The organism is Corynebacterium sp. ACRPF (assembly GCF_022347395.1).
GTDB classification, from domain to species: Bacteria; Actinomycetota; Actinomycetes; order Mycobacteriales; family Mycobacteriaceae; genus Corynebacterium; species Corynebacterium tuberculostearicum_D.
The window spans coordinates 57,992-81,118 of the sequence record NZ_JAKRNB010000012.1 but is presented as its reverse complement, the minus strand read 5'-3'; the positions used below and the strand labels follow the sequence as shown (position 1 = coordinate 81,118).

Sequence of the window (23,127 nt, the reverse complement as noted above, 5' to 3'; positions counted from 1 at the left end):
TTCCTATTCCAATCCCTTGTCGGTCCGGCGCAAAATGACGCCCTCACGCAGCGCCCACGGGCAGATTTCCAGCTTCTCGATGTCCAAGGCTCGCATGGATGCCTCGGCTACCAGAGCGCCGGCAACGATTTGGTGCGATCGGTTAGAACTTACACCTTCTAGGTCCGCTCTGTCTGCCGCAGTCATGCGAGAGATAAAGGAGATCAACTGGCGCAGACCCGGTGCAGTCAACGTGCGCTTGACGTATGGGCCGGCAGACGAAGGTGCGGCACCGGTCAGGCGGGCCAGCGTACGGAAGGTTTTGGAGGTACCCACGGCAAGGCCAGCGGGGCCCATAGCCTTCATCTGCTGGGCGGCGTCCTCAAGCTCCGCATCAATGAAATCGCGCAGCGCGCTTACCTTTTTCTTCTCTGGCGGGTCGGTGTCGAACCAATTATGGGTCAACCGGCCAGCGCCCAGGTCGAGGGAGAAGGCAAGGTCGGGGTGCTCGTCGGTACCGGTGGACAGCTCTAGCGAGCCGCCGCCGATGTCCAGGTTGGTAATGCGGCCGGCGGACCAGCCGTACCAGCGGCGCGCGGAGAGGAAGGTCAGTTGGGCTTCTTCCACGCCGGAGAGGATCTGCAGGCGTACGCCGGTCTGCTTTTCCACCTCATCGAGCACGGCCTCGGAATTGGGTGCAGAGCGCACCGCCGAGGTAGCAAAGGCGATAAATTCCGCGCAGCCCAGCTTATCGCCTAGCTCGCTCGCCTCCGCTACGGCGCTGACCAGCTTCTTTACACCCTTTTCATGGATGTTGCCCTTCTTGTCCAGCTGCTCGACCAGCCGGAGCGGGGTCTTCCAATCGCTCATCGGAGTGGGCCGTCCGCCCGTCGCGGCGTCGACCGCAACGAGGTGGACGGTATTGCTTCCGACGTCTAATACACCTAATCGCACACTAATAGCGTAGTAGGTCTACCGTGGTTAGGTGTGAATCGCCCAGAATCTGACACGGTATACCTAGGTTTTCCCGCGAGCTCGCCCGCGGCGGCGTCGATAAGAGCGGGCCGCGAAGAGGCCCCCGATTTCCCGCGGGAGTGGTTCGAATTTACCAACCCGAACGACCCACACCACGTCTTTTCCATCGACCTAACATGGGTGGAATCGCACTACAGCTGCCAATTTGGGACGTCGGCATGCCGAGGCATCGATAAGAGCCAGCCCGAGGTGGGCTGCTGCGTGCATGGCGCCTATATGGCCGATGAGGAAGACCGCGACCAGCTTTACGACGCCGTCTCGCGCATGCCCGCCAAGTATTGGCAGCTGCGCCCAGCGGGGGTAGATGAGTTCCTCGCGCAGGACGCTACGGACGAGTTGGAGCCATGGCTAGAGTGGGACGAGCTCGACGGCGAGGACGGCGAACCGGAACCGGCGCTGAAGACACCCATCGTGGATGGCGCGTGCATTTTTGCCAACCGCACCGGCTGGGCAACGGGTACGGGCTGCGCGCTGCACCAGTGGGCTGTCGATGCCGGCGAGGAGCTCACTGTGGTCAAACCCGAGGTGTGCTGGCAGCTACCGCTGCGCCGCTACGAAGACTATGAAGAGCGCCCGGATGGCCAGGAGATTTTGCGCACGCAGATCGGCGAGTATGACCGTCGCGGTTGGGGCAATGGCGGCGAAGACTTTGATTGGTATTGCTCGGCCGATGCCGCCTGCCACGCCAACCCGCTGCCGATGTGGCAATCGCACGAGGACGAGCTGGTAGCGCTCATGGGCCGAGAGTCCTATGAGATTTTGGCCGCGCACTGCAAGGCCCGCGCCGCGGCGGCCGAGCACGGCGTCCAGCTCACGCAGCACCCGGCCAGCGTGAAGGCCGGGAGCCTGCAGGCAGGAAGCCAGCAGACGGGGAGCTAGAGCTCGAATTTATAGCCCAGGCCGCGCACCGTAACCAGGTGCTTCGGGCGGGAGGGCTGCTCCTCGATCTTGGAGCGCAGGCGCTTGACGTGAACATCGAGCGTCTTGGTGTCGCCAACATAATCGGCGCCCCAGATGCGGTCAATGAGCTGGCCGCGGGTAAGTACGCGGCCGGCGTTGCGCAGCAGGTACTCCAGGAGATCGAATTCCTTGAGAGGCATGGATACCGGCTCGTCCGCGACGGTAACGGTGTGGCGTTCCACGTCCATCTTGACGCGGCCGCCCTCGAGGATCTGCTCGGCTACTTCTTCCTCCGCCTCGGTATCGGCACCGGCGCCGGAATCGTGGCCGCGGCGCAGGACTGCGCGGATACGCGCGATGAGCTCGCGGGAGGAATAGGGCTTGGTCACATAGTCATCGGCGCCCAGCTCGAGGCCGACGACCTTGTCGATCTCGGAATCGCGCGCGGTCACCATGATGACCGGCACGGACGAGGTGGTGCGCAGCTGCTTGCATACCTCGGTGCCTGACATGCCGGGCAGCATGAGGTCTAGAAGGACGATATCGATGTCGTTAGCGGCAAACTTTTCCAGCGCCGTAGGGCCATCGTGCGCGATGATCGGCTCGAAGCCCTCCTTGCGGAGGAGGAATGCCAGCGGATCTGCCAGCGACTCTTCATCTTCAACGATGAGGATGGTGGTCATTGTGCTTTATCCTTTCGACGTGCTGCGACGCGTGCTACTGCACGCGGGAGCCCAGGCGCCGCCGCAGTGACGGCATCCTTTTTCTCATTATCCTTCATGCCAGCATCCTGCGCTGGCTTTTCTTCTCTGTAGATAGGCAACTCAATAGTGAATGTAGAACCCGTACCGGGCCGGGACCACAGTTTGATGTTGCCGCCATGGTTGGCCACCACGTGTTTAACAATTGCTAATCCTAGGCCAGTGCCTCCGGTCTGCCGCGACCGGGCTTGGTCTACGCGGAAGAAGCGCTCAAAAACACGTTTTTGATCATCCGGTGCGATACCGATGCCGCGGTCGGTGACGCGGATGAGCACGACCCCACCGTCCACGACTTTTTGGGAGACCGATACCGGCATCTTCTCCGGCGAATAGTTAATCGCGTTGGAGATGAGGTTAGATAGTGCGGTAACCAGCAGGGACCTATCTCCTTTGACCTGCACGCCGGCGGAGGCGCCCCGGTTGAGCTCGATGGAGCGGGCCTCCGCAGCCAGTTGGTTGCGCGAGAGTGCTTCCTCGATGAGGTCATCGACTGCCAACGGTTCCATCTCTGGCAGCGCCTCAGCGCCTTGCAGCTTGGACAAGGAAATAAGCTCGCTGACCATATCGGCCATGCGGTTGGCTTCCTTGTAAACCTTATTGCCAAAGTACTCCACGGTTTCCTGGTCACCGGGGTCTTGCAGCAGGGCCTCGGCCAGCAGGGCAATGCCGCCGACGGGGGTCTTGAGCTCGTGGGAAACGTTTGCCACGAAATCGCGGCGGGCGGATTCCATGCGGACGTTTTCGCTCTCATCGGTGCCGTAGATGATGACAAAGCGGCCGTCGTTAAGCGTCAGCGGCTTAATAACCGCCTTGAACTGGGTGACGCGGTGGCCCGTGCGGCGCTTGGGAATGGCCAGATCGACGGTGCGGGTCTCCTTGTCCTCGAAGACCTCCTGCGCGGTCTGCCACACGTCCGGGTTCACGGCGCGATCATGCACCAGGGACATCTCGTGGGCGGCGGGATTGGACATGACGATTTCTTGGCTGCGGTCCAGCACCGCCAGGGCCGTCGGCGAGCCCTGCACGGCCAAGTGCAGTACCTGGCTGACCGTCGTGACCTGGTTGGCCTCGGCATCGGTGGCTTGGCGGTAGCGCGCAATGCGCCCGCGCAGCCAAGAAATCGCCGGTAGCGCCAGCCCGCAGGCCACCACGCCGGCAGCAAAGGAAAGAATCAATTCCACGTGTCTACCCTATCCACCACAAAGTCCCCAGGGAATACTCCCCGGGGACTGTGGCGCAGTTTCTTACTTACCGCCCTGCGCAGCAACGGCGGCGGCACCGGCAGCGGCGGCTTCCGGATCCAGGTAGGTGCCACCTGGGTTTACTACGGAGCCATCCTCGGTGATCTCATACACCAGCGGGATGCCGGTCGGGATATTCAGGCCGGCAATATCGTCATCGGAGATATTGTCCAGGTGCTTGACCAGTGCGCGCAGGGAGTTGCCGTGTGCGGCGATGAGCACGGTCTCACCCTTCTTGGCGCGTGGGAGGATTTCTTCCTCGAAGTACGGCACGAAGCGGGCGACGACGTCCTTCAGGCACTCGGTCTGCGGGACCTTTTCCAGGTCCGCGTAGCGCGGGTCATTGGTCTGGGAGTACTCGGAGTCATCGGCCAGCTCCGGCGGGCGCGTGTCATAGGAACGGCGCCATGCCATGAACTTTTCCTCACCGTATTCTTCCTTGGTCTCGGCCTTGTTCAGGCCCTGCAGGGCGCCGTAGTGGCGCTCGTTGAGGCGCCAGTCGCGCACCACTGGGATCCAGTGGCGGTCGGCGGCGTTGAGTGCGATATTTGCGGTACGGATAGCGCGGCGCAGAAGAGAGGTATAGAGGACATCGGGCAGAACGCCTTCCTGCGCGAGCAGCTCACCGCCGCGCTTGGCTTCCGCCTCGCCCTTTTCGGTCAGATCTACATCGACCCAGCCAGTGAACTGGTTGGACTCGTTCCACTTGGATTGGCCATGGCGAAGAAGAATCAGCTTTCCGTTAGTCATGTCTCCAGCATGCCACGAAATTATTACCGGCGTCGGGGTTTAATCCCCAATCGCCCGCCGTTGATGGCAATCCGGGACCTTGATGCGGCTGGCTTCGTCATAGATTTCTGCGAGTGCGGCGGCGGAGCTGGCCCAGCTAAAGCGCGCGGCGTGGGCGACGGCGGCTTCGCCCATGGTGATGCGCATGGGGTCGTCGTCAAGCAGGCGGGCTAGAGCATCGGCCCAGTCGGACGGGTCATGCGAGTGCACCAGCAGGCCAGTCTCCCCGTCTGCTACGGCGATGGGCAGCCCGCCAACGGCCGCGGCCACCACCGGCGTGCCAGAAGCCTGGGCCTCCAGCGACACTAGGCCGAAGGACTCGTTATAGCTAGGCACCGCCACGATATCGGCCGCGCGGTAGATCCCCACCAGCTCCTCTGGCGGGCGGGCGCCCAAAAAGCGCACGCGCTTATCGACGCCCAACTCGCGCGCCAACTCCCTATAGGCCTCCGGCGCCGTATTGGCCCCCGACGGGCCACCGCAGATAACCACCCGCAGGTTGCGAGCCGGCTCGCGGCGGAAGAGCTCGGCCGTGGCGCGGATAAGGACCTCCGGGCCTTTGAATTTTTGTAAGCGCCCGACAAAGGCCACCACCTTGGTGTGCAGCGGAATGCCCAGCTCGCGGCGGGAACGTTCGGTATTGCGGTCTGTGCCAGGGGTAAAAAGCTCGACGTCGGCGCCGGGCGAGACTACGTGAATGATGTCGCGTTCGGCGTCGTAGTGCTCGGCCAGGTCGCGGGCTTCTTGCTCGGTATTGACCACGAGCAGGTCCGCATTATCTACCAGCTGCTGTTCGCAGATGCGGCGGGCCTCGGACTCCAAGGTGTCATCCGCGGTCCGGGAGGCGTTTTTCACCGCAGCGAGGGTATGGGCCGTATGGATGAGCGGAATGCCCCAGAGATCCCGTAGCAGCCAGCCCACCTGGCCGGAGAGCCAGTAGTGGGAGTGAATAAGGTCATATTTCTTGCCCTGCCACTTGGCAAATTGCACCATGCCGCCCGCGAAAGCGGCCAGCTGGGTAGGCAGATCCTCTTTATCCAGGCCCTCGTACGGCCCGGCGACGATATTAATGACGCGCAGGTGGGGCTCAACCTCAATGATTTCGCCCTGGCTAGGCCGGGTAGCGCGAGTGTAGACGTCCACCTCGATTCCCCGGCGGGCTAGTTGGCGGGCGATATTGAGGACGTAGACGTTCATACCGCCGGCGTCCCCCGAGCCGGGCTGCTCAATGGGGGACGTATGCATAGAGATCATGGCGATGCGCATGGCGCTCAATTCTACCGGCGCTATACTGGCCCCTGCCAGAAACCTACGCTACCGAAAGGTATAGTTTTGTCCGCATACGAATCACAGGCTTGGCTCCAGTATTACCCGGAATGGACACCGCACCACCTCGAGTATGGCGAGACCACGCTGCTGGACATTTACGACAATAATCTTGAGGTCAACGGCGATAAGCCGGCCACCTACTTTTTCGGACGCACCCAAACGTATGCGGAGCTGGACCGGCAGGTTCGCGCTGCGGCCGCTGGCCTGAAGGCCTTCGGTGTGCGCCCCGGTGACCGAGTCGCCATCGTGGCACCGAACTCGCCGCAGTACATCGCGGCGTTCTACGCCATCTTGAAGCTGGGCGCCCAGGTGGTGCTGCACAACCCGCTCTACACCGCCCACGAGCTGGAAGGGCTCTTCCAGGATCACGGCGCGCGCATCGCCATTGCCTGGGATAAGGCAGCGCCGACCTTGGAGAAGCTGCGTGCGACCACCAACCTGGAAACGGTCGTGTCCATCAACATGATCAACGCCATGCCTACCTTGCAGCGCGCCGCCCTACGCCTGCCCATCCCGCCACTGAAATCCAAGCGCGAGCAGCTATCGTCCCCGGCGCCCAATACCGTGCCGTGGGAGACCCTGGTGGGCAATGCCATCGGCGGCGACGGCAGCGATATCACCACGCCGGAGGACGTGGACAAAGACACCATCGCGCTGATTATGTACACCTCTGGCACCACCGGCGCCCCGAAGGGCGCCATGCTCTCGCACGGCAACCTGTTTTCTAACATCATGCAGGGCAAGGCGTGGGTTCCTGGCTTGGGCGATAAGCCGGAGCGTATGCTGGCCGCCCTCCCCTTCTTCCACGCCTATGGCCTAACTATGAACGTCACCCTTGCGCAGTTCATCGGCGGCGAGCTTGTCATCCTGCCTAAGCCGGATATGTCGCTCATCATGCAGTTGATGAAGAAGCACACCCCGACCTGGGTACCGGGCGTGCCGACGCTCTACGAGCGCATCGTGAAGGCCGCCGAGGATCAGGAAATCCCCATCAAGGGTGTGCGCGCAGCCTTCTCCGGTGCGTCTACCCTGCCTTCGGACACGGTCAACAAGTGGGAGAACTACACCGGCGGCCTCTTGGTGGAGGGCTATGGCCTCACGGAGTGCTCGCCGATTATTGTGGGCAACCCCATGAGCACCGACCGCCGCCCGGGCTACGTGGGCATTCCGTTCCCGGATACCCAGGTGCGCATTGCCAACCCGGATAACCTGGACGAGACCCAGCCGGACGGCGTTGAGGGCGAGGTGCTGGCCCGCGGCCCGCAGATCTTCAAGGGCTACCTCAACAATGAAGAGGCCACCGAGGCCGCTTTCCACGGCGAATGGTTCCGCACCGGTGACATGGGCGTTATGGAAGAAGACGGCTTCATCCGCTTGGTCAGCCGCATCAAGGAAATCATCATCACCGGCGGCTTCAACGTCTACCCCGGTGAGGTGGAAGAAATCCTGCGCGAGCACCCGAGCATCGATGACGTCGCCGTGGTCGGACGCCCGCGCGAGGACGGCTCCGAGGACGTCGTGGCCTGCCTCGACCTCGCCGATGGCGCCGCCCTGGACCCGGAAGGACTCAAGGACTACTGCCGCGAGCGCCTGACCCGCTACAAGGTCCCGCGCACCTTCTATCACTTTGAGGAGCTGGCCAAGGACCAGATGGGCAAGATCCGCCGCCGCGAGGTCCAGGCAGACCTCATCCGCCGCCTCGAGGCCGAACAGAATTAACATGTTCCGCCTTATCGATAGCCCCCTCGGACCCCTGTGCTTGCAGGCGAGCCCGCGGGGGCTTTCCCGCGTCGACATCACTGCGGCCAGCACCCCGCAGGAAGCGGTGGGCGGTGTGGATGAAGGGGGCGTCGATAAGCGCAGCGCGGACGTGCTCGATGCCGCCCAGGTGCAGATCGCGGAGTATTTCGCCGGCCAGCGCCGCGCTTTCGAGCTGCCCCTCGACCCGCCTGCGACGACCGACTTTCGCGCCGCGGTGCATGCGCGGCTGGCCGAGATTGGCTATGGGGAGACGGTCACCTACCGCGACGTCGCCAAGCTGCTGGGCCGGCCCGGCGCGACGCGGGCCGTGGGCAGCGCGTGCGGCGCCAATCCCCTGCTCATCGTGCGGCCATGCCACCGGGTGCTGCGCAGCGATGGCGGGCTCGGCGGCTATGCGGGCGGTCTGGACGCCAAACGCTTTTTGCTGACACTAGAAGAAAACTAGAGGGATTCCTCATATTTGGGATATGCTATCCCCTCAGAAATAGTTTTTGTAGCCAAACGAAAGGTTTTCCGCGTGTCCGCTTCCCCCTCCCGAGCCTGGCTCGAGCACTACAGCGATTGGACCCCACACACGCTGGACTACGGCGATAAAACCATCGTCGACTACTACCGCAATAACCTGCGGGTCAATGCCAATAAATCCGCCACCTACTTCTTTGGAAAGACGCAGACCTACGCGGAGCTCGATACCCAGGTGCGCGCCGCTGCGGCCGGGCTCAAGGCTTTTGGCATTCGCCCCGGCGACAAGGTAGCCATCGTGCTGCCTAACTGCCCCCAGCACGTCGCGGCCTTCTACGCGGTGCAGCTGCTTGGTGCCACCGTGGTCGAACACAACCCGCTCTATACCGCCCCGGAGCTAGAAGGCTTGCTCAATGACCACGGCGCGCGCGTGGCCATCTCCTGGGATAAAACCGCCTCCACGCTAGAAAGGCTGCGCTCGACCACCCCGCTGGAGACCATCGTCTCCGTCAACATGGTCGATGCCATGCCACCGCTCAAGCGCCTCGCGCTGCGCCTGCCCCTCCCACCGCTGGCCGCCAAGCGCGAACAGCTCACCAGCCCCGCGCCCAATACCGTGGAGTGGTCCACCCTCATCGGCGCGGCCATTGGCGGCGATGGCTCGGACCTCGATATCCCTGAGATCTCCCAAGACGATATTGCGCTCATCCTCTATACCTCCGGCACCACCGGGAAGCCCAAAGGCGCCCTGCTTTCGCACGGCAACCTCATTGCCAATGCCATTCAGGGCAAGGCCTGGGTGCCACAGATGGGCAAGCAACAAGAGCGCTTCCTCGCGGCATTGCCCATCTTCCACGCCTACGGCATGACCACGCTGTGCATCTTTAGCATCTACCTCGGTGCCGAGCTCATCTTGGTGCCCTCCCCGCAGATGCCGCTGATTATGGACATCGTCAAGAAGCGCACGCCTACCTGGCTGCCGGGCGTTCCCACGCTGTATCAGAAGATCATGGACGCGGCGGAAGAAAAGGACGTCGACTTAAGCGGCATCCGCAATGCCTTCTCCGGCGCCGCCACGCTGCCGGTAGAGATTGTGGAACGCTGGGAGGCCCTGACCGGCGGCCGGCTCGTGGAGGGCTTCGGCATGACGGAGACTTCCCCGGTACTTACGGCCAATCCCATGAACGGCAAGCACCGCCCCGGCTATGTAGGCGTACCCTTCCCGGATACGGAGGTGCGCATTGCCAACCCTGAGAATCTGGATGAAACCCAACCCGATGGCCAACCGGGCGAGATGCTCGCGCGCGGCCCGCAGATTTTCCAGGGTTATTTTGGCAATGCCGCCGCTACCGAAAAGACCTTCCACAACGGCTGGTTCCGCACCGGCGATATGGCACTCATGGAACCGGATGGCTATATCAAGCTGGTCAGCCGCATCAAGGAAATCATCATCACCGGCGGCTTCAACGTCTACCCCGCCGAGGTAGAAGAGGCGATTGCCCAGCATCCCGACGTCGTGGATGTCGCCGCCGTGGGCCGCCCGCGCCAGGATGGATCCGAGGATGTCGTCGGCTGCGTCACCCTGCGCGATGGCGCCGTGCTCGATCCCGAGGGTTTGAAGGAATTCTGCCGCGAGCGCCTGACCCGCTATAAGGTGCCGCGCACCTTCTACCACTTCGAAGATCTGGCGCGCGACCACCTGGGCAAAATCCGCCGCCACCAGGTGCGCAAGGACCTACTCGAGCTGCTGGAGGCAAAGGCCTAAACTTAGCGGCTATGGCAGATATTCACTATGGCGCTACCTTGACGGATTTCCTCGCGGCCGCCGTCGCGAGGTTTCCCCAGCGCCCCGCCACCTACTTCGCTGGCCACACGCTCACCTATGGCGAGCTCGACGCCCAGGTGGCGGCCGCGGCCGGTGCCCTGCGCGAGATGGGTGTGCGCCCCGGCGACCGCGTGGCGCTCCTGCTACCCAATTGCCCGCAGCACGTGGTGGCATTCTTCGCCATCCTGCGCCTGGGCGCGGTGGTGGTGGAGCACAATCCGCGCTATACCGCGCACGAGCTCACCCCGCTGCTCGCCCACCATGGCGCCCGTGTGGCGATTGCCTGGGAGGACATCGCCCCCACCGTGTCCGCGCAGGTTGAGACCACCATTACCGTTTCCCTCAGCGAGCCGCTTCCCCTCAGCGGCGCCCCGGTGGAGCCGCATCCTGCCGCACTTGCCGACGCCGCCCTTATCCTCTACACCTCCGGCACCACCGCCCGCCCCAAGGGCGTGGTCTTAACCCACGGCAACCTCGCGGCCAACTGCCTGCAGCTGGAAACCCAAGCCCCGCTGCGCGCTGGCCACGAGCGCTTCCTGGCCGCGCTGCCCATGTTCCATTCCTATGGCCTGACGATGAGCGTGCTCCTCGCGGTCCGCTGCGCGGCTGAGATCATCCTGCTGCCTGCCCCACACACCGACGCGGTGACCAAGGCACTTGCCGCGCGCCGCCCCACCTGGATGCCAGGCGTGCCCACCATCTACGAGCGCGCCATGGCGGCCACTCCCGCGGCCCCAGCCACCGCCGCTTCTGACGCACCCGCGGACCTCGGCGGGGTACGCTACTCCATCTCGGGCGCGGCTTCCCTCCCCTCGCGCATTATCGAGCCATGGGAGGCGCGCACCGGCGGCATGCTGGTGGAAGGCTATGGGCTTACGGAGACCTCTCCCGTGCTGACTATCAATCCCCTCGACGACTCCCGGCGCGCCGGCACCATCGGCCTGCCGCTGCCGGATACGCAGCTGCGCATCAGCGATCCTCACGACCTCAGCCGCACCCAGCCGGATGGCGAGGCCGGCGAGATCCTCGCCCGCGGCCCGCAAGTCTTTAGCGGCTACCTTGCCGACGCCCCCGCCACCGCCACCGCCTTCCATGACGGCTGGTTCCGCACCGGGGACATGGGCGTGCGCGATCCCGATGGCCATATCCGCTTGGTGGGCCGTATCAAGGAAATCATCATCACCGGTGGCTTCAATGTCTATCCCGGCGAGGTCGAGGAGGCTTTAACCTCTCATCCCGATATTGCCCAGGCCGCGGTCGTGGGCCTTCCTCGCTCCGATGGTTCTGAGGATGTAGCCGCCTGCGTAGTCCTTGCCCCCGGCGCGCAGCTCGACGAATCCGCCTTGCGCGACCATTGCCGCGGGTTGGTGGCGCGCTATAAGGTCCCGCAGCGCTTCTTTGCCATGGATGAGCTCGCCGGCGATCAGCTGGGCAAGCTGCGCCGCCGCGATGTCCAGCGCGATCTCCTCGCCCTGCTCAACCAGGGCTAGCTTTCTTCCCGCTCTCCCCGGCGCACCGCCTGTTGGTAGATGCGCTCAGAACGCTTCTCAAGGTCGTGCTGGGCGCGGGCTTGGGACTTAGCGGCGGCGTCGGAACGCGGCGGGGCCTGGATATGCCGCGCGGCGTGCAGGCCCAATTGCAGCTCCTTGGCGCGCAGGATCTCCGCATCGAGCTTGATGCCCAGAATGAGCATCGTATTTGAAAGCCACACGGCCATGAATACGGCCATGATGAGGCTGAAGGCGCCATAGACGCTGGCTCCGGCAAAGCGCTGGGTATACAGCGCAAATGCTCCCCACACCACAACATTGGTGCTCAGTGCTACGACGGAGCCTAGGGTTATCCACCGAAAGCGCGCCGGCCGCACGTTCGGGGAAAAGTGATACAAGATGGCGATCAAGCTCAGCACGATCACCACGGTGAGCGGGAAGCGCAGCCAATTCCACACTGGCATGAAGATCCCACCCAAAAAGTCCGCGGTGCCCTGCATCTCCAACTTGCCCGCGAGGGGATCGATAACGCTGCTCACGATGGTATCGCGCAGCAGGTTAGCAAAGAGCACGATGACCGCACCGATGACGAGAACAATGGTCAGCCCCCACATCAGCGCCCAGGTGCGGATGATTCCACGGCCTTCCACTCGCCCATAGACGGTATTGGCCGTGCGCGAGAAGGCGCGCACATAGGCCGAGGCCGCAAAGAGTGAAATCAGCACGGATACCACCAGAGCGAAGGTGCCTTGCGCCGTGGAACCAATGATGGAGCCCACCAGTTTTTCGGCCTGCTCCGTCATGGAACTGGGCACGTAGTCCGCAATGAATTGCGAGGTTAATTCGTGCACCTCGGCACGTCGCGAGGAGAAAATAAGCGTGGCGATGGAATAGGCAGCCAGCACCGTGGGGGCAAAGGCCATGAGCGTGAAGTACGTCATCGTGGCCGCACGATCCATCAAGGCATCATGAAAGAAATCGGCCCACACGCGGCGCACCACCAGCCCCCAGCTTTCCTTACGCAAGCGGTTGCCGCGGGCCAGGGGATCTACTTCCTCGGTATGGCCCGCAATCTTGACCACGGTGGGCGCGGTGCTGGGCACGATCTTATCCGCCCCCTCGTACTCGGATTCGCTCACCGGAGTGGCCGCGGCGCTCGACGGAGTGCCGGCAGGCGGGCGGCCGGCAGGCTGTTCGCCGGCGGGCTGCTTACCTTCAGGCTGTTCGGCAGAAGGCAAGTCCCCAGGGGTGCGTGCGGCGCCGGGGGCCTCGGCGGCGTCGTCGAGAGTGCTCATATTATCCCAGCGTATGGGGTAAAGAATCTATTTCAGGAAGTGACACTCAGCCGTGATTACACTGGAGAAGCATGACTGACCAGAATGAAAAGAAGCTCAACGTTAAGTCCTTCGAACTCGACCACCGCCTAGTCAGCGCGCCATATATCCGCGTGGCCGACCGCACGGATTTGGGCGGCGGCGTCGAAATCATCAAGTATGACCTGCGCTTTTGCCAGCCTAACCAGGACCACCTGGACACCAAGGCGCTGCACTCGGTGGAGCACATGATGGCAAACTTCATGCGCAATTACACCGATAAGCTCATCGGTTTCGCCCCGATGGGCTGCCGCACCGGCTTCTACGCCATCACCAACGGCATGGAACAGGACGAGCTGCTGCGCGCGGTGGAAGGCGCGCTCAACGATATTCTTAACGCTACCGAGGTACCGGCCGCCAACGAAGAGCAGTGCGGTTGGGGTGCGCACCACAGCTTGGAGGGCGCGCAGGAGGCGGCCCGCGCATTCCTGGGCGCTAAGGATGAGTGGCTCCAGGTCATGGCGGCCTAAGCGAGTCGCCGGCGCGAGAGGCGCCGAACTGAAAAAGCAGCCACGATAGACCCGAAAACCGCGTGGTTAAGGGCGCTATCGTGGCTGCTTTGTAGGTTTTATTCCCCAGAGACTCGGGGCGAAAGCGCGCTCGCGCGCTACTCGTCGAGGGAAAGGCCTATCCACACGGGTTCTGGCACGAGTTCCACGCCGAAGGTCTCGTGGACGCCGTCACGGATGGTGCGGGCGAGGTTCACAATATCGGCGGCTGTGGCCTCGCCGCGGTTGGTCAGCGCCAGCGTGTGCTTCGTCGAGAGCGTGGCCCGGCCGGAGCCCGGGTAGCCCTTGGCAAACCCGGCGCGGTCAATGAGCCAGGCGGCGGATAGCTTTTCCCGGCCGGTATCGGCAGAGGGGTGGCGGGGCATGGAGTCTGCGGTGGCATCGCCAAGCGAGGCACGGACCTTGGCCTGGACGGCGTCGGCAAGAGCGGAGTCCACCACCGGGTTGGTAAAGAAAGAGCCGGCGGACCAGGTGTCATGGTCGGTGGGGTCGAGCACCATGCCCTTGCCGCGGCGGAGCTTGAGGACCTCCTCGCGGACCTCGGCTACGGGGCGGCGCTCGCCAGGATTCTGGGTGAGCTGACCAAAGCGCAGTGGGCGGGAAAGGCCCTCGGTATCGAGCTGGAGCTCCACCTCCAGCACCACGGCGCGGCCGGTGAATTTCAGGTTGGAATAGCGGTAAGCCAGGTCCAGGTCGGAGGCGGGGACCCATTCATCGCTATCGGTGCGGCGGTTATAAAGGCGCACGCGGCTAAGGACCTCGGAGATTTCCGCGCCGTAGGCACCCACATTCTGCACGGGAACCGCGCCCACGGTGCCGGGGATGCCGGAGAGGCACTCGATGCCGCCTAGGCCAAGCTGCACGGAGCGAGCCACCACGTCATCCCAGACGGCACCCGCCTGTGCGCGCACCATTCCGGTCTCGGTGTCCATGGAAACCTCGTCGAAATCGAGGATGACCGCGACGAGATCCACGGCGCCATCGGCCACCAAGAGGTTGGAGCCGCCGCCAACGACGATGAATTTCACTTCGGTGTGATCAAGGGCACGCACCACGGCAACGGCGGCCTCCGGCTGCGAGCAGCGCAGTGCGGCCTGCGGTTTTCCGCCTACACGCAGCGTAGTCAGGTCCGCGAAGGTGGCGGCGGGGTCCAGTTCTACGCCGTCGATCGCTGTGAGCTGTTGCGTCAAAGATTTATCAAGCACGCCTACCAAGGTAGTCTGTTAGGCATGTCAACCCGTAGTGAAAACACCGTAACCATCAATCACCCCATCGAAAAGGTTCACAAGGCGCTGCTCACCAAGGAATACTGGGAGTATATCGTGGCCAACCTCTCCCCCGAGGCGGGCCAGGTGCACGACTTCAGCGATAACGTAGCCACCCTCTTCGAGGTTCTGCCGACCACCCTGCTGCCAGAGGCAGTGCGCGCCATGGTCTCCCAGGACCTGAAGGTCAAGCGCGTGGTTACCGTGGGCGAGCTCAACGGTGAGGCTGCTGACGTCAACTACACCGCGGATGTCAAGGGCACCCCGGTTGATTTCAAGGGCGATATCTCCCTGGCCGGCGAGGGCGAGATGACCAAGCTGTCCTACGTCAATGAGATTTCCGTCAATATCCCGATGATGGGCGCCGCCATCGAGCCGAAGGTGGGCGAGTCCCTGGCCGAGCTCTTCGACAACGAGGGCAAGCTGACCGAACAGTGGATTTCTGAGAACGCCTAAGCACTCAAGACCCAATATCTATGGCCGACCACGCACATAATCTGCGCGCTAGCGCAGCTGCGGGTCGGCCTTTTGGCGTTATTACCCGCGGCACCACCAACCACAACCGGCTGCGGCGCTGCGATAGGTGGATGCTTGCGCACCCGGAGATTTCCGCGCTGCTTAGGCACGTGGATACGCCGCTGGCGCTGGATGTGGGCTACGGGGCCTCGCATGCGACCACCGTGGAGTGGGCAGGGTGGCTGCGCCGAGCGAATCCGCAAGTAGACGTGCGCGGGCTGGAGATCCACCCGGACCGGGTGCTGCCGCCGCGCGATGGCGTGCGCTTCGAGCTGGGCGGTTTTGAGCTGGCCGGCTACCGGCCGCAGCTGGTGCGCGCGTTTAATGTGCTGCGCCAGTATGACGTGGACCAGGTGGAAGAGGCCTGGCAGACGGTATGTTCCCGCCTCGCCCCAGGCGGTTTCTTTGTGGAGGGCACCTGCGATGAGCTCGGCCGGCGGGCCGCCTGGTTGCTGCTCGATGCCCATGGTCCGCGAACGCTCACCCTGGCGTGGGACCCGTTTGACGTGGCGCGTCCTTCCGATATTGCCGAGCGCCTGCCCAAAATCCTCATCCACCGCAATGTGCCCGGCGAGCCCATCCACGAGCTGCTTCAGGCCGCCGACGAGGCTTGGGACCGCGCGGCCGGCTGGGCGCCTTACGGTCCGCGCGTGCGCTGGCGTAGGGCACGCGCCATGCTTGCCGACGCCCCCTTTAACATCCACCCCGTCCGCCGGCGCCTGCGCGATAATGTGCTCACCGTGGACTGGGAATCGGTGGCGCCGCAAGGTTAAAAATGTACTGTTAACTTCGCCGCAGACTTTGCCCCGTGCCGTCTCATGCGCCACACTGGTACGCATGGCTTCGAAGAAATCGGCGGGTTCGCTCGCCTGGAAAATCATCATTGGCATCCTCGTAGCACTCCTCGTGCTCATCCTGCTGGCCGAGTTCGGCCTGCGCTGGTTCATCGGCAACCAGATGACATCGCAATTCAACGAGGCCGCTGAGCAAGAGGGCATCCAGGTCAAAGAAGACCCCTCCGTCAGCTTCGGCGGCAGCCCGCTCCTGCTGGGGTTGTTTAAGGGCTCCATTTCCCAGATGGATATGACCACGCCGTCCACCCTGCAAATCGACGGCACTGAGATCAAGGGACAGCCTGCCTCCGAGATCCACGTGGAAGACATGAGCACGGACCAGGACAACCCAGTGGCCGGCAAGCTGCGCGCTTCTACCACCGTGCCGGATGACTACCTGCTGGCGTCCTTCCAGAAGGGCATTTCCGAGCAGGCAGGCAGCGAGAAGATAGGCAATATGGTGGTTACAGAGATCACCGCCAATGAACAGGACCATGCGCTGGACGTGAAGTTCGCCGGCGGCCTAGCCAACCTTTCGCTGGAGCCCACTGCCCACGATGGAAAACTGGAGATCCGCGCCACCGAGGCCTCCATCTTCGGCCTCGAGCTGCCGGACCAGGCCACCGAAGCCATCTCCTCCGCGCTGCAAAACGGCATGTCGGATCAGTTCGTAGGCTCGGACATGAACGTCGATTCCGTGGAGGTGCTCGATGGCGAGCTCAAGCTCACCATCACCGGCACTGATGTTCCGATGAACGACATGGATAAGCTGGCCGGCGGCGAGGGCACCACCGGCAATGGTGGGGCCAACAATGGCGCGCCGCAGCAGGACGCGCAGAAGGAAGCCGCCTAAACCAAAGCAACGGGAAATTCGAGGACCGGAAGCGTGGCAGCGGCCAACGCCGGTCCTTTTTTCATGCCTTCTTCACCGGCACCGGATTCCGCGCGGTCCCCGGCCGCAGAGCTGCGCACAATGAGGCGCTGATAGCCGGCCTGCTGTGCAGCCGTAACCGCGGCATCCGCGGCTTCGGCCGCATCTGCGCCCACAGCCTCCGGCACGATGAGGCCCAAGCGGGCCGGATCCGGGCAGGCCTCGCGGATGGCGATGAGCTCGGAGAGCACGGCATTGGCATCCGTCACGGTCTCATCGAGGCTGACCCACACCTCGCTGGCGCCGGATTGGATGGCCAAGCGCGCCTCAGAGGCCTTGATGAGCGTGTGGTGGCGGCCGGTGGGATAACCGGCGACGGAGATGATATCGGCCGCGCCGGCCCCCGCGGCGAGGGAAACATGGTGCGGGGAGACCACGACGGTGTTATCGGCGGCGCGGTCCTTGACCAACGCGGCCGGGGCAGCAAGCAGGTTAAGCATTAGTAGCTGTAATCGCCGTTGATGATGGCCTTGAGCTGCGGGCGCACATCAAACCAGTACACGCCGGTAATGACCGTGCCGATCCAGGACAGGAATGGCATGCCGGTGGCCATCGCTACGGCCGAGCCCGCCAGGAGGCCAACCCACACCCACTTGCCCTGACGGTCGCCGGCGCGGAAGGCATCCTCGCGCGTGGCGGCGGCAAGCACCGCACCGACGATGGCGGTCAGGGTGAGGATTTGGAAAATGATGGCATCAAAGCGGAATGCGAGATATAGAAGGATATCCATGCAGATTAATTCTTCGGGTCGTCGGTATCGATTACTTCGCCATCGATAATATTATCGCCCTGCGAAGGAGCCGAATTCTGGCCGGGGCGCGCGCCGTTCTTCTTTTCCGCGCGACGGGCCTGGGCGGAATTATAGGCATCCATAACGCCCCCACGGGTCTCCTGATAGGCGGTGGAGAACTTGCCCTTGGCGTCAGCGAAAGACGCGGACTCGCGGGTGCCGTCCGCGGCCTTCTTCAAGGAAGCACCAAATTCCTTCGCGGTGGCGGTGGCCTTGTCCACTAGGCCATCCTTGCCGGTGGCGCCGTAGGGGCTTTGTGCCTGCGCGCCATGAGCGTGCTGGGTGCGCTCTTCTTGCAGGCGGCCGCCGAAGTCCTTGGCTACCTCAAAAGCAGCGCTGCCGGCATCCTTCAGGGAATCGAAAATCTTCTTATTATCACTCATTGCTCATTACTCCTTGTGTCTAAGCACCAAAGATAAGGTGGTTGATCGCGAATATCACCAATCCTGCCAGGGAACCGACGATAGTGCCGTTCAAACGAATAAATTGCAGGTCCTTGCCCACCATGAGCTCGATATTTTGGGAGGCTTCCTCCGCATCCCAGCGCTTGATGGTCTCTGGGATAATAGCGATAATTTCCGGCGCGAATTTCTCCACCGCGTAGCGCGCGGCTTTATCCACGAGCGCATTGGCCTGGGCCAGGAATTCGGAGTCCTCGAGCAGGCGGTGCGCCAACTCCTTTACCTTCGCCGTAATCTTCTGGCGCAGGAAAGACTCCGGATCATTGAGCTGATCAATGAGCGTGGTGGATACCGTACGCCACATGGCAGCCGGTGCCTGCTGGGCTTGGTCGGAGGCGAGCATCTCTTGCTTGATTCCCTCGATGCGCCCTCGCATGTCCGCATCCCACTGCAGATCCGAGGCCAGCTTGGACAGGTTGCGGCGAATGGCCAGGCGGGCCTCGTGGTTGCCATTGCGGCGCACCTCATCGGCGAATTCCACGAGCTCGGTATAGACCTTCTCCCCCACCATCTCGCGGGCAAAGCGCGGCGCCCATCCCGGCATGCGCTCGTCGATGGCGGTGACCACGGTGGGCTCCATGCTCAGAATCTTGCCGTGTGCCCACTCAATGAGGTCGTCTTCCAGCGGTCGAGCCTTGCCGTCAGCAATATAGCCCTCCAGCAACCTACCCAGCGGCGGGCCCCACTCGGGCTCGGCCAGACGGTCCATGACTTGGGTGCGGATGAATTGCTCTGCTTCTTCGGGGTCGAGATCCTCCACCACGCTGGCGGCACGCTCACCAATCCACGCGGAGGCCTCCTCCGCCTTGCCGGGTTCCACCCCCTGGCGCGCCAGCCATAGCGGCAGCTCCGCCTCCCGCACCTTGGCGCTAAGCGCATCTGCGGTAAGGAAGTTCTCCTCCACAAAGTCACTTAAGGCATCGCCCACGCGGTCCTTATTATTCGGAATCAGCGCCGTATGCGGGATGGGCAGCCCCAACGGCCGGCGAAATAGCGCGGTCACCGCAAACCAGTCCGCCAGGCCACCCACCATGCCGGCTTCGGCCGCTGCACGCACGTAGCCCACCCATACCGGAGCTCCGCTTTCCGACGCCTGCCACCACGAACACCCCAAAAAGATCACCGCCGCACCAATCAGGAACGACAGCGCAATCGCCTTCCACCGGCGCAGGTCCGCACGCCGAGCCTCCTGATTGCCAGCCTGCGGCACGGGAGCAGCACCCGACGAGGCCGTTGCCGTAGCCGTTTCGAGGCTGTCGTCCGCGCGGTGCGTCATGAGTTCTCCTTGAGGTTGTGAAGGTGTATTCGGGCTTCGGCCATTAAGACTAGTGTGTACTTAAAAGCACGCGACCTCTGCCTTCAGTAGTTAAGTTTATGAACGAAGAATGTGAGCATCATCCTGAAGTCAGGTTCCTTGGAAGGCGTCTTAGAGTACCTAGGGGTTCAGGAAACCACATTTTCGCTAGAACTCGGTTCATTAATTATGGACGCCTGCCAATGCCCTCTTCGGGTTCAAAATTGATCCTCACGGAAACAGCCCGCACGTCCGGTGTCGACAATGCCACGGACGACTTCTTCCCGTTCATTGACACCATTGACCTTGCCAAGCAATTATTGGGCCTGGCCTAACGGCTCGTTGGGCTGCCGCCCAGATCAATAGATTTGGTTGCCACCAAACGCCCTTCATTACAGGTACGTCGTGAAAGAATTAACAACTAAGACTTACCTACCCACCTTAGAAAGCCATGACTACACCAGGATCCCTGATCACTCGCCTGGCGTCTCCAGACGCCACGGGGCGCACTGAAGCCGACATTCAGTCCGACATTAAGACCCTACTGATTACCTCCGACTTTGACCTGGACACCCCACGGTTGGAAGAGCAGATCGGTGACGGATCTCGCCGACGAATCGACATCGCCACCGGCGCTACTGTCATCGAAGTGAAAAAGCGGCTCACCAATGAGACCGCCGACGCTGACTACATCAACCAACTCGCTGGCTATGTCACCACCCGCATGAGTCAAGATGGTTCCCGCTACAACGGAATCCTCACCGACGGGAAAACCTGGTGGCTGTTCGAGCAGTCCCCCGCCGATGGCTCCTTCGCTCGGCGCAGCACCTTCGAACTTTCCCCCGGGGCCACCGGGGTCGGCCTTGTCGAATGGCTCCAAGCCGTGCTAGCTACTCGGAGCAACATCACCCCCACCCACACCAACATCGAAAGCCTGCTCGGAGCCTCCTCCCCCGCCTACGGCCAGGACGTTGCCTACCTACTGGATTTGTATGCCCAAGTTCGCACCAACCCCACTGTGGGATTGAAACGCGACCTGTGGGCACGTTTGCTGCGCAGTGCGCTGGGTACCGGCTTCGACACGGACAGCGACAAACTGTTCATCGATCACACCCTGCTGGTGGTTGAAGCCTCTGTGATCGGTCACGCCGTGATGGAGCTTCCCCTCGACGATCTGCTCCAACACCCCGAGCGCCTGCTTAGTGGTGACGAGTTCCGGCAGGCCGGGATCTACAATGTTATCGAGTCCGGCTTCTTCGACTGGATTCTTCTTGCCGAGGGAGGCCAGCAGTACCTTTCCCGCATCGTGAAACGCATTCAAATGTTCGACTGGTCAGACATTGACCACGATGTGCTGAAAATCCTCTACGAGTCGGTTATCAACGCCGATGTGCGAAAAGGCATGGGCGAGTACTACACCCCCGACTGGTTAGCTGAAGGGGTCACTGCCAAGGTGCTGGATAAACCGTTGGAACAATCCGCCCTCGACCCGGCCTGCGGCTCAGGCACGTTTCTTTTCCAAGCGATCCGGCGGATCATCACTGCCGCCGAAGCCGCCGGGTGGGACTCTCCCACAATCGTCGAGCACGTCCAAAGCCACGTTTTTGGCCTCGACATCCACCCCGTCTCCGTGCTTTTGGCCCGTGTGACCTACTTGCTTGCTCTCGGCGAGCACCTCCACGACCGTGAGGAGGTGTGGGTACCGGTACACTTGGGGGACTCGATGCAGTGGTATCAACCCGGCGACCACGAGGAAAACGTCATCACCATCAACACCGAAGGCGTTGACCTGGCCGATGTTCAAAACGCCACCTTGTTCTCCATCGCCCGCACCCTCGCCTTCCCCCTGAACTCAATGGGTGACACAGACACCTTCGACCAGTTGGTTACCGCCATGACCGACCGGGCGAAAGAATACACGGACCCCACGGCACCGCGACCCGAGGTTAATTCGGTCCTCAGGAAGTTCGGAATCGCTCCGGGCACCAAGGACTACACTCTCCTGGCGGAAACTTTCGCCACCCTCTGCGACCTCAATGCCGAAGGTCGCGACAGTATCTGGGGCTTCTACATCCGCAACCAAGTTCGCCCCCTGTGGCTATCCATGCCCAGCAGGCGAGTCGATGTACTCATCGGCAACCCACCGTGGGTGGCCTACCGGTACATGACCCCCGATCTTCAAGAGAAGTACCGAGCCTTCGCTAACCGCTACAACCTATGGCATGGCGGTAAAGTCGCCACCCAACAAGACCTGGTGGGACTGTTCATCACCCGAAGTGCAGCCAAGTACCTCAACGATGGTGGAACCTTCGGCTTCGTCACCCCGCTGGCTGTCTTGTCGCGGAAAGCCTACGAAGGCTTCCGGGCCGGTCGATGGGGAACGTACCTGCGCGGTGAGTTCACCGAAACCTGGGACTTAGACAAGATGCGCCCACGTGGGTTCTTCCCCGTCCCCTCGGCAGTGGTGTTCGGCACGAGGCATACTTTCCATGACCCCACCAAGTTCAGCGAGGAACCCGCCTGCGGGTTCCCACCTACCAAGAAGGTGCTGTCAGGACTGCGGGTCCGCAACGACTGGCCGGCCACCTACGAAGCGTTGACCATCACCGAGGCAAAAAACGTCGAATTGGGCACCGATGCTGGTGACCGCTCCCCCTACAACGAGGTCGTCGTCAACGGGGCCACGATATTCCCAAGGATGTTGTTTTTCGTCGAGGAACAAACCCAAACAACCTCCCGGCTAGGCAGGACGCACGGAACCACCACAGTGGAGTCCTACCGCACCAATCTGGAAAAAGAACCGTGGAAGTCCCAACCGTCCTGGTCAGCCACCCTGCCCAGCAGGTATGTCTTCGACGTTCACCTCGGCTCCACGATTGTCCCCTTCGGCCTATTGGAGCCGTGGCGGGCAGTGCTGCCCATTGATCGACAGCAGTTGATGGACGAGCAGCAGCTCAACAACGCGGATAACAGTATGCGGGACTGGTGGCGTGACGTGTCCCAGCGCTGGGAGACCAACAAAACCAAGCAATCCAAGCTCTCATTGATGGATAACCTGGATTACCAGCGCAAGCTATCGAAGCAGCTCAACGCCGTTAAACACCGCGTACTTTACAGCGCATCCGGAAATACTGTCGCCGCTGCTCGAATCGCCGACCCACGAGCAGTAATCGAGCACAAGCTGTACTGGATGCCCGCTAACGGCAAGGAAGAAGCGAGGTACCTTACCGCGATCCTTAACGCACCGGTGACGACCGAACTGGTAGCGGTATATCAGTCTCGTGGCTTGTTTGGTGGACGTGATTTCGACAAGAACGTATGGCGGTTGCCGATCCCGAAGTTCGACTCGGCCGATCCGCTACACACGCGGCTGGTTGATCTCGCAGCCAAAGCTGAGGAAGTCGCAGCCGGGGTGGACGCGGGAACCTACGGTTTCCAGAAACACCGCCAGCTCGTGCGTAAAGCGCTTGCCGAGGCCGGGATTACCGAGCCAATGAACGCGGCCGTGAAAACCCTTTTGGGCGAGAACGACTAGAAAAAGGGGCGTGGTCGCCTGTGGAGTTGCCGCGCCCACGCCCCTCTT

At 62.4% G+C, this 23,127-nt stretch carries 22 protein-coding genes; 11 read left to right on the top strand and 11 right to left on the bottom strand.

Going from position 1 to position 23,127, the window contains the following annotated elements; translation table 11 throughout:
• Positions 1–3: 3 nt before the first annotated feature.
• Complete coding sequence (locus MHX61_RS07265; RefSeq protein WP_239193825.1) at positions 4–933, bottom strand: Ppx/GppA phosphatase family protein; 930 nt, start codon at positions 931–933, stop codon at positions 4–6.
• 33 nt (positions 934–966) lie between these two features.
• On the opposite strand from MHX61_RS07265, the gene MHX61_RS07260 reads away from it, so the two are divergent.
• Entirely contained in the window at positions 967–1,893 is a 927-nt protein-coding gene (locus MHX61_RS07260) for a hypothetical protein (RefSeq protein WP_239193824.1), read from the top strand.
• On the opposite strand, the gene MHX61_RS07255 is transcribed toward MHX61_RS07260, so the two are convergent.
• The 4 genes from MHX61_RS07255 to mshA all read right to left on the bottom strand — a co-directional run bounded on the left by MHX61_RS07255 (position 1,890) and on the right by mshA (position 5,971).
• Positions 1,890–2,597 (bottom strand): response regulator transcription factor, encoded by a 708-nt coding sequence (locus MHX61_RS07255; protein WP_005327214.1) that lies wholly within the window; start codon positions 2,595–2,597, stop codon positions 1,890–1,892. The genes MHX61_RS07260 and MHX61_RS07255 overlap by 4 nt on opposite strands.
• A complete protein-coding gene (locus MHX61_RS07250; RefSeq protein WP_239193823.1) occupies positions 2,594–3,856 on the bottom strand; it encodes an ATP-binding protein in 1,263 nt (420 codons plus the stop codon). Before MHX61_RS07250 ends, MHX61_RS07255 begins: the two co-directional genes overlap by 4 nt.
• A gap of 63 nt (positions 3,857–3,919) precedes the next feature.
• Complete coding sequence (locus MHX61_RS07245; RefSeq protein WP_238800529.1) at positions 3,920–4,666, bottom strand: phosphoglyceromutase; 747 nt, start codon at positions 4,664–4,666, stop codon at positions 3,920–3,922.
• Positions 4,667–4,705: 39 nt separating this feature from the next.
• Positions 4,706–5,971 (bottom strand): D-inositol-3-phosphate glycosyltransferase, encoded by a 1,266-nt coding sequence (mshA, locus tag MHX61_RS07240; RefSeq protein WP_239193822.1) that lies wholly within the window; start codon positions 5,969–5,971, stop codon positions 4,706–4,708.
• 66 nt (positions 5,972–6,037) lie between these two features.
• Here mshA and MHX61_RS07235 point away from each other — a divergent pair, with 66 nt between their 5' ends.
• The 4 genes from MHX61_RS07235 to MHX61_RS07220 all read left to right on the top strand — a co-directional run bounded on the left by MHX61_RS07235 (position 6,038) and on the right by MHX61_RS07220 (position 11,572).
• Positions 6,038–7,753, top strand: a complete 1,716-nt coding sequence (locus tag MHX61_RS07235; RefSeq protein WP_239193821.1) for a long-chain-fatty-acid--CoA ligase — start codon at positions 6,038–6,040, stop codon at positions 7,751–7,753.
• 1 nt (position 7,754) lies between these two features.
• Positions 7,755–8,240: a methylated-DNA--[protein]-cysteine S-methyltransferase gene (locus MHX61_RS07230; RefSeq protein ID WP_239193819.1), complete on the top strand. Its 486-nt coding sequence runs from the start codon at positions 7,755–7,757 to the stop codon at positions 8,238–8,240.
• A 72-nt stretch (positions 8,241–8,312) separates the two neighbouring features.
• Positions 8,313–10,022 carry a long-chain-fatty-acid--CoA ligase gene (locus MHX61_RS07225; RefSeq protein ID WP_239193817.1) on the top strand — a complete coding sequence of 570 codons (1,710 nt, stop codon included), beginning with the start codon at positions 8,313–8,315 and terminating at the stop codon, positions 10,020–10,022.
• An 11-nt stretch (positions 10,023–10,033) separates the two neighbouring features.
• The gene (locus MHX61_RS07220; protein ID WP_239193815.1) at positions 10,034–11,572 is read left to right on the top strand and encodes an AMP-binding protein; all 1,539 of its coding nucleotides are present in this window, start codon (positions 10,034–10,036) and stop codon (positions 11,570–11,572) included.
• On the opposite strand, the gene MHX61_RS07215 is transcribed toward MHX61_RS07220, so the two are convergent.
• On the bottom strand, positions 11,569–12,867 hold the full coding sequence (locus tag MHX61_RS07215; RefSeq protein WP_239193813.1) for a YihY/virulence factor BrkB family protein: 1,299 nt from the start codon (positions 12,865–12,867) through the stop codon (positions 11,569–11,571). The two genes, MHX61_RS07220 and MHX61_RS07215, sit on opposite strands and share 4 nt — an antisense overlap.
• A 71-nt stretch (positions 12,868–12,938) precedes the next feature.
• Between MHX61_RS07215 and MHX61_RS07210 the strand changes: the two genes are divergently transcribed.
• Positions 12,939–13,415 carry an S-ribosylhomocysteine lyase gene (locus MHX61_RS07210; RefSeq protein ID WP_086588932.1) on the top strand — a complete coding sequence of 159 codons (477 nt, stop codon included), beginning with the start codon at positions 12,939–12,941 and terminating at the stop codon, positions 13,413–13,415.
• Between the two features lie 137 nt (positions 13,416–13,552).
• On the opposite strand, the gene MHX61_RS07205 is transcribed toward MHX61_RS07210, so the two are convergent.
• Positions 13,553–14,659: a UDP-N-acetylmuramate dehydrogenase gene (locus MHX61_RS07205; RefSeq protein WP_239193811.1), complete on the bottom strand. Its 1,107-nt coding sequence runs from the start codon at positions 14,657–14,659 to the stop codon at positions 13,553–13,555.
• Between the two features lie 24 nt (positions 14,660–14,683).
• On the opposite strand from MHX61_RS07205, the gene MHX61_RS07200 reads away from it, so the two are divergent.
• The 3 genes from MHX61_RS07200 to MHX61_RS07190 all read left to right on the top strand — a co-directional run bounded on the left by MHX61_RS07200 (position 14,684) and on the right by MHX61_RS07190 (position 16,921).
• On the top strand, positions 14,684–15,175 hold the full coding sequence (locus MHX61_RS07200) for a DUF2505 domain-containing protein (RefSeq protein WP_239193809.1): 492 nt from the start codon (positions 14,684–14,686) through the stop codon (positions 15,173–15,175).
• Between the two features lie 20 nt (positions 15,176–15,195).
• Positions 15,196–16,008 carry a class I SAM-dependent methyltransferase gene (locus tag MHX61_RS07195; RefSeq protein ID WP_239193807.1) on the top strand — a complete coding sequence of 271 codons (813 nt, stop codon included), beginning with the start codon at positions 15,196–15,198 and terminating at the stop codon, positions 16,006–16,008.
• Between the two features lie 64 nt (positions 16,009–16,072).
• A complete protein-coding gene (locus tag MHX61_RS07190) occupies positions 16,073–16,921 on the top strand; it encodes a DUF2993 domain-containing protein (protein WP_239193805.1) in 849 nt (282 codons plus the stop codon).
• On the opposite strand, the gene MHX61_RS07185 is transcribed toward MHX61_RS07190, so the two are convergent.
• From MHX61_RS07185 to MHX61_RS07170, 4 genes are read right to left on the bottom strand one after another with little or no spacing between them, the layout of a single operon-like run.
• Entirely contained in the window at positions 16,918–17,439 is a 522-nt protein-coding gene (locus MHX61_RS07185) for a deoxyribose-phosphate aldolase (protein ID WP_204610380.1), read from the bottom strand. The two genes, MHX61_RS07190 and MHX61_RS07185, sit on opposite strands and share 4 nt — an antisense overlap.
• Positions 17,439–17,729, bottom strand: coding sequence for a DUF2516 family protein (locus tag MHX61_RS07180; RefSeq protein WP_204610383.1), 291 nt, complete (start codon positions 17,727–17,729; stop codon positions 17,439–17,441). Before MHX61_RS07180 ends, MHX61_RS07185 begins: the two co-directional genes overlap by 1 nt.
• A gap of 5 nt (positions 17,730–17,734) precedes the next feature.
• On the bottom strand, positions 17,735–18,172 hold the full coding sequence (locus MHX61_RS07175) for a CGLAU_01105 family protein (RefSeq protein ID WP_204610385.1): 438 nt from the start codon (positions 18,170–18,172) through the stop codon (positions 17,735–17,737).
• A 19-nt stretch (positions 18,173–18,191) separates the two neighbouring features.
• Positions 18,192–19,526, bottom strand: coding sequence for a DUF445 domain-containing protein (locus MHX61_RS07170; protein ID WP_239193803.1), 1,335 nt, complete (start codon positions 19,524–19,526; stop codon positions 18,192–18,194).
• A 221-nt stretch (positions 19,527–19,747) separates the two neighbouring features.
• On the opposite strand from MHX61_RS07170, the gene MHX61_RS11320 reads away from it, so the two are divergent.
• Positions 19,748–19,879 carry a hypothetical protein gene (locus MHX61_RS11320; RefSeq protein WP_255717604.1) on the top strand — a complete coding sequence of 44 codons (132 nt, stop codon included), beginning with the start codon at positions 19,748–19,750 and terminating at the stop codon, positions 19,877–19,879.
• Positions 19,880–19,995: 116 nt separating this feature from the next.
• A complete protein-coding gene (locus tag MHX61_RS07165) occupies positions 19,996–23,079 on the top strand; it encodes an N-6 DNA methylase (protein ID WP_239193801.1) in 3,084 nt (1,027 codons plus the stop codon).
• Positions 23,080–23,127: the final 48 nt, after the last annotated feature.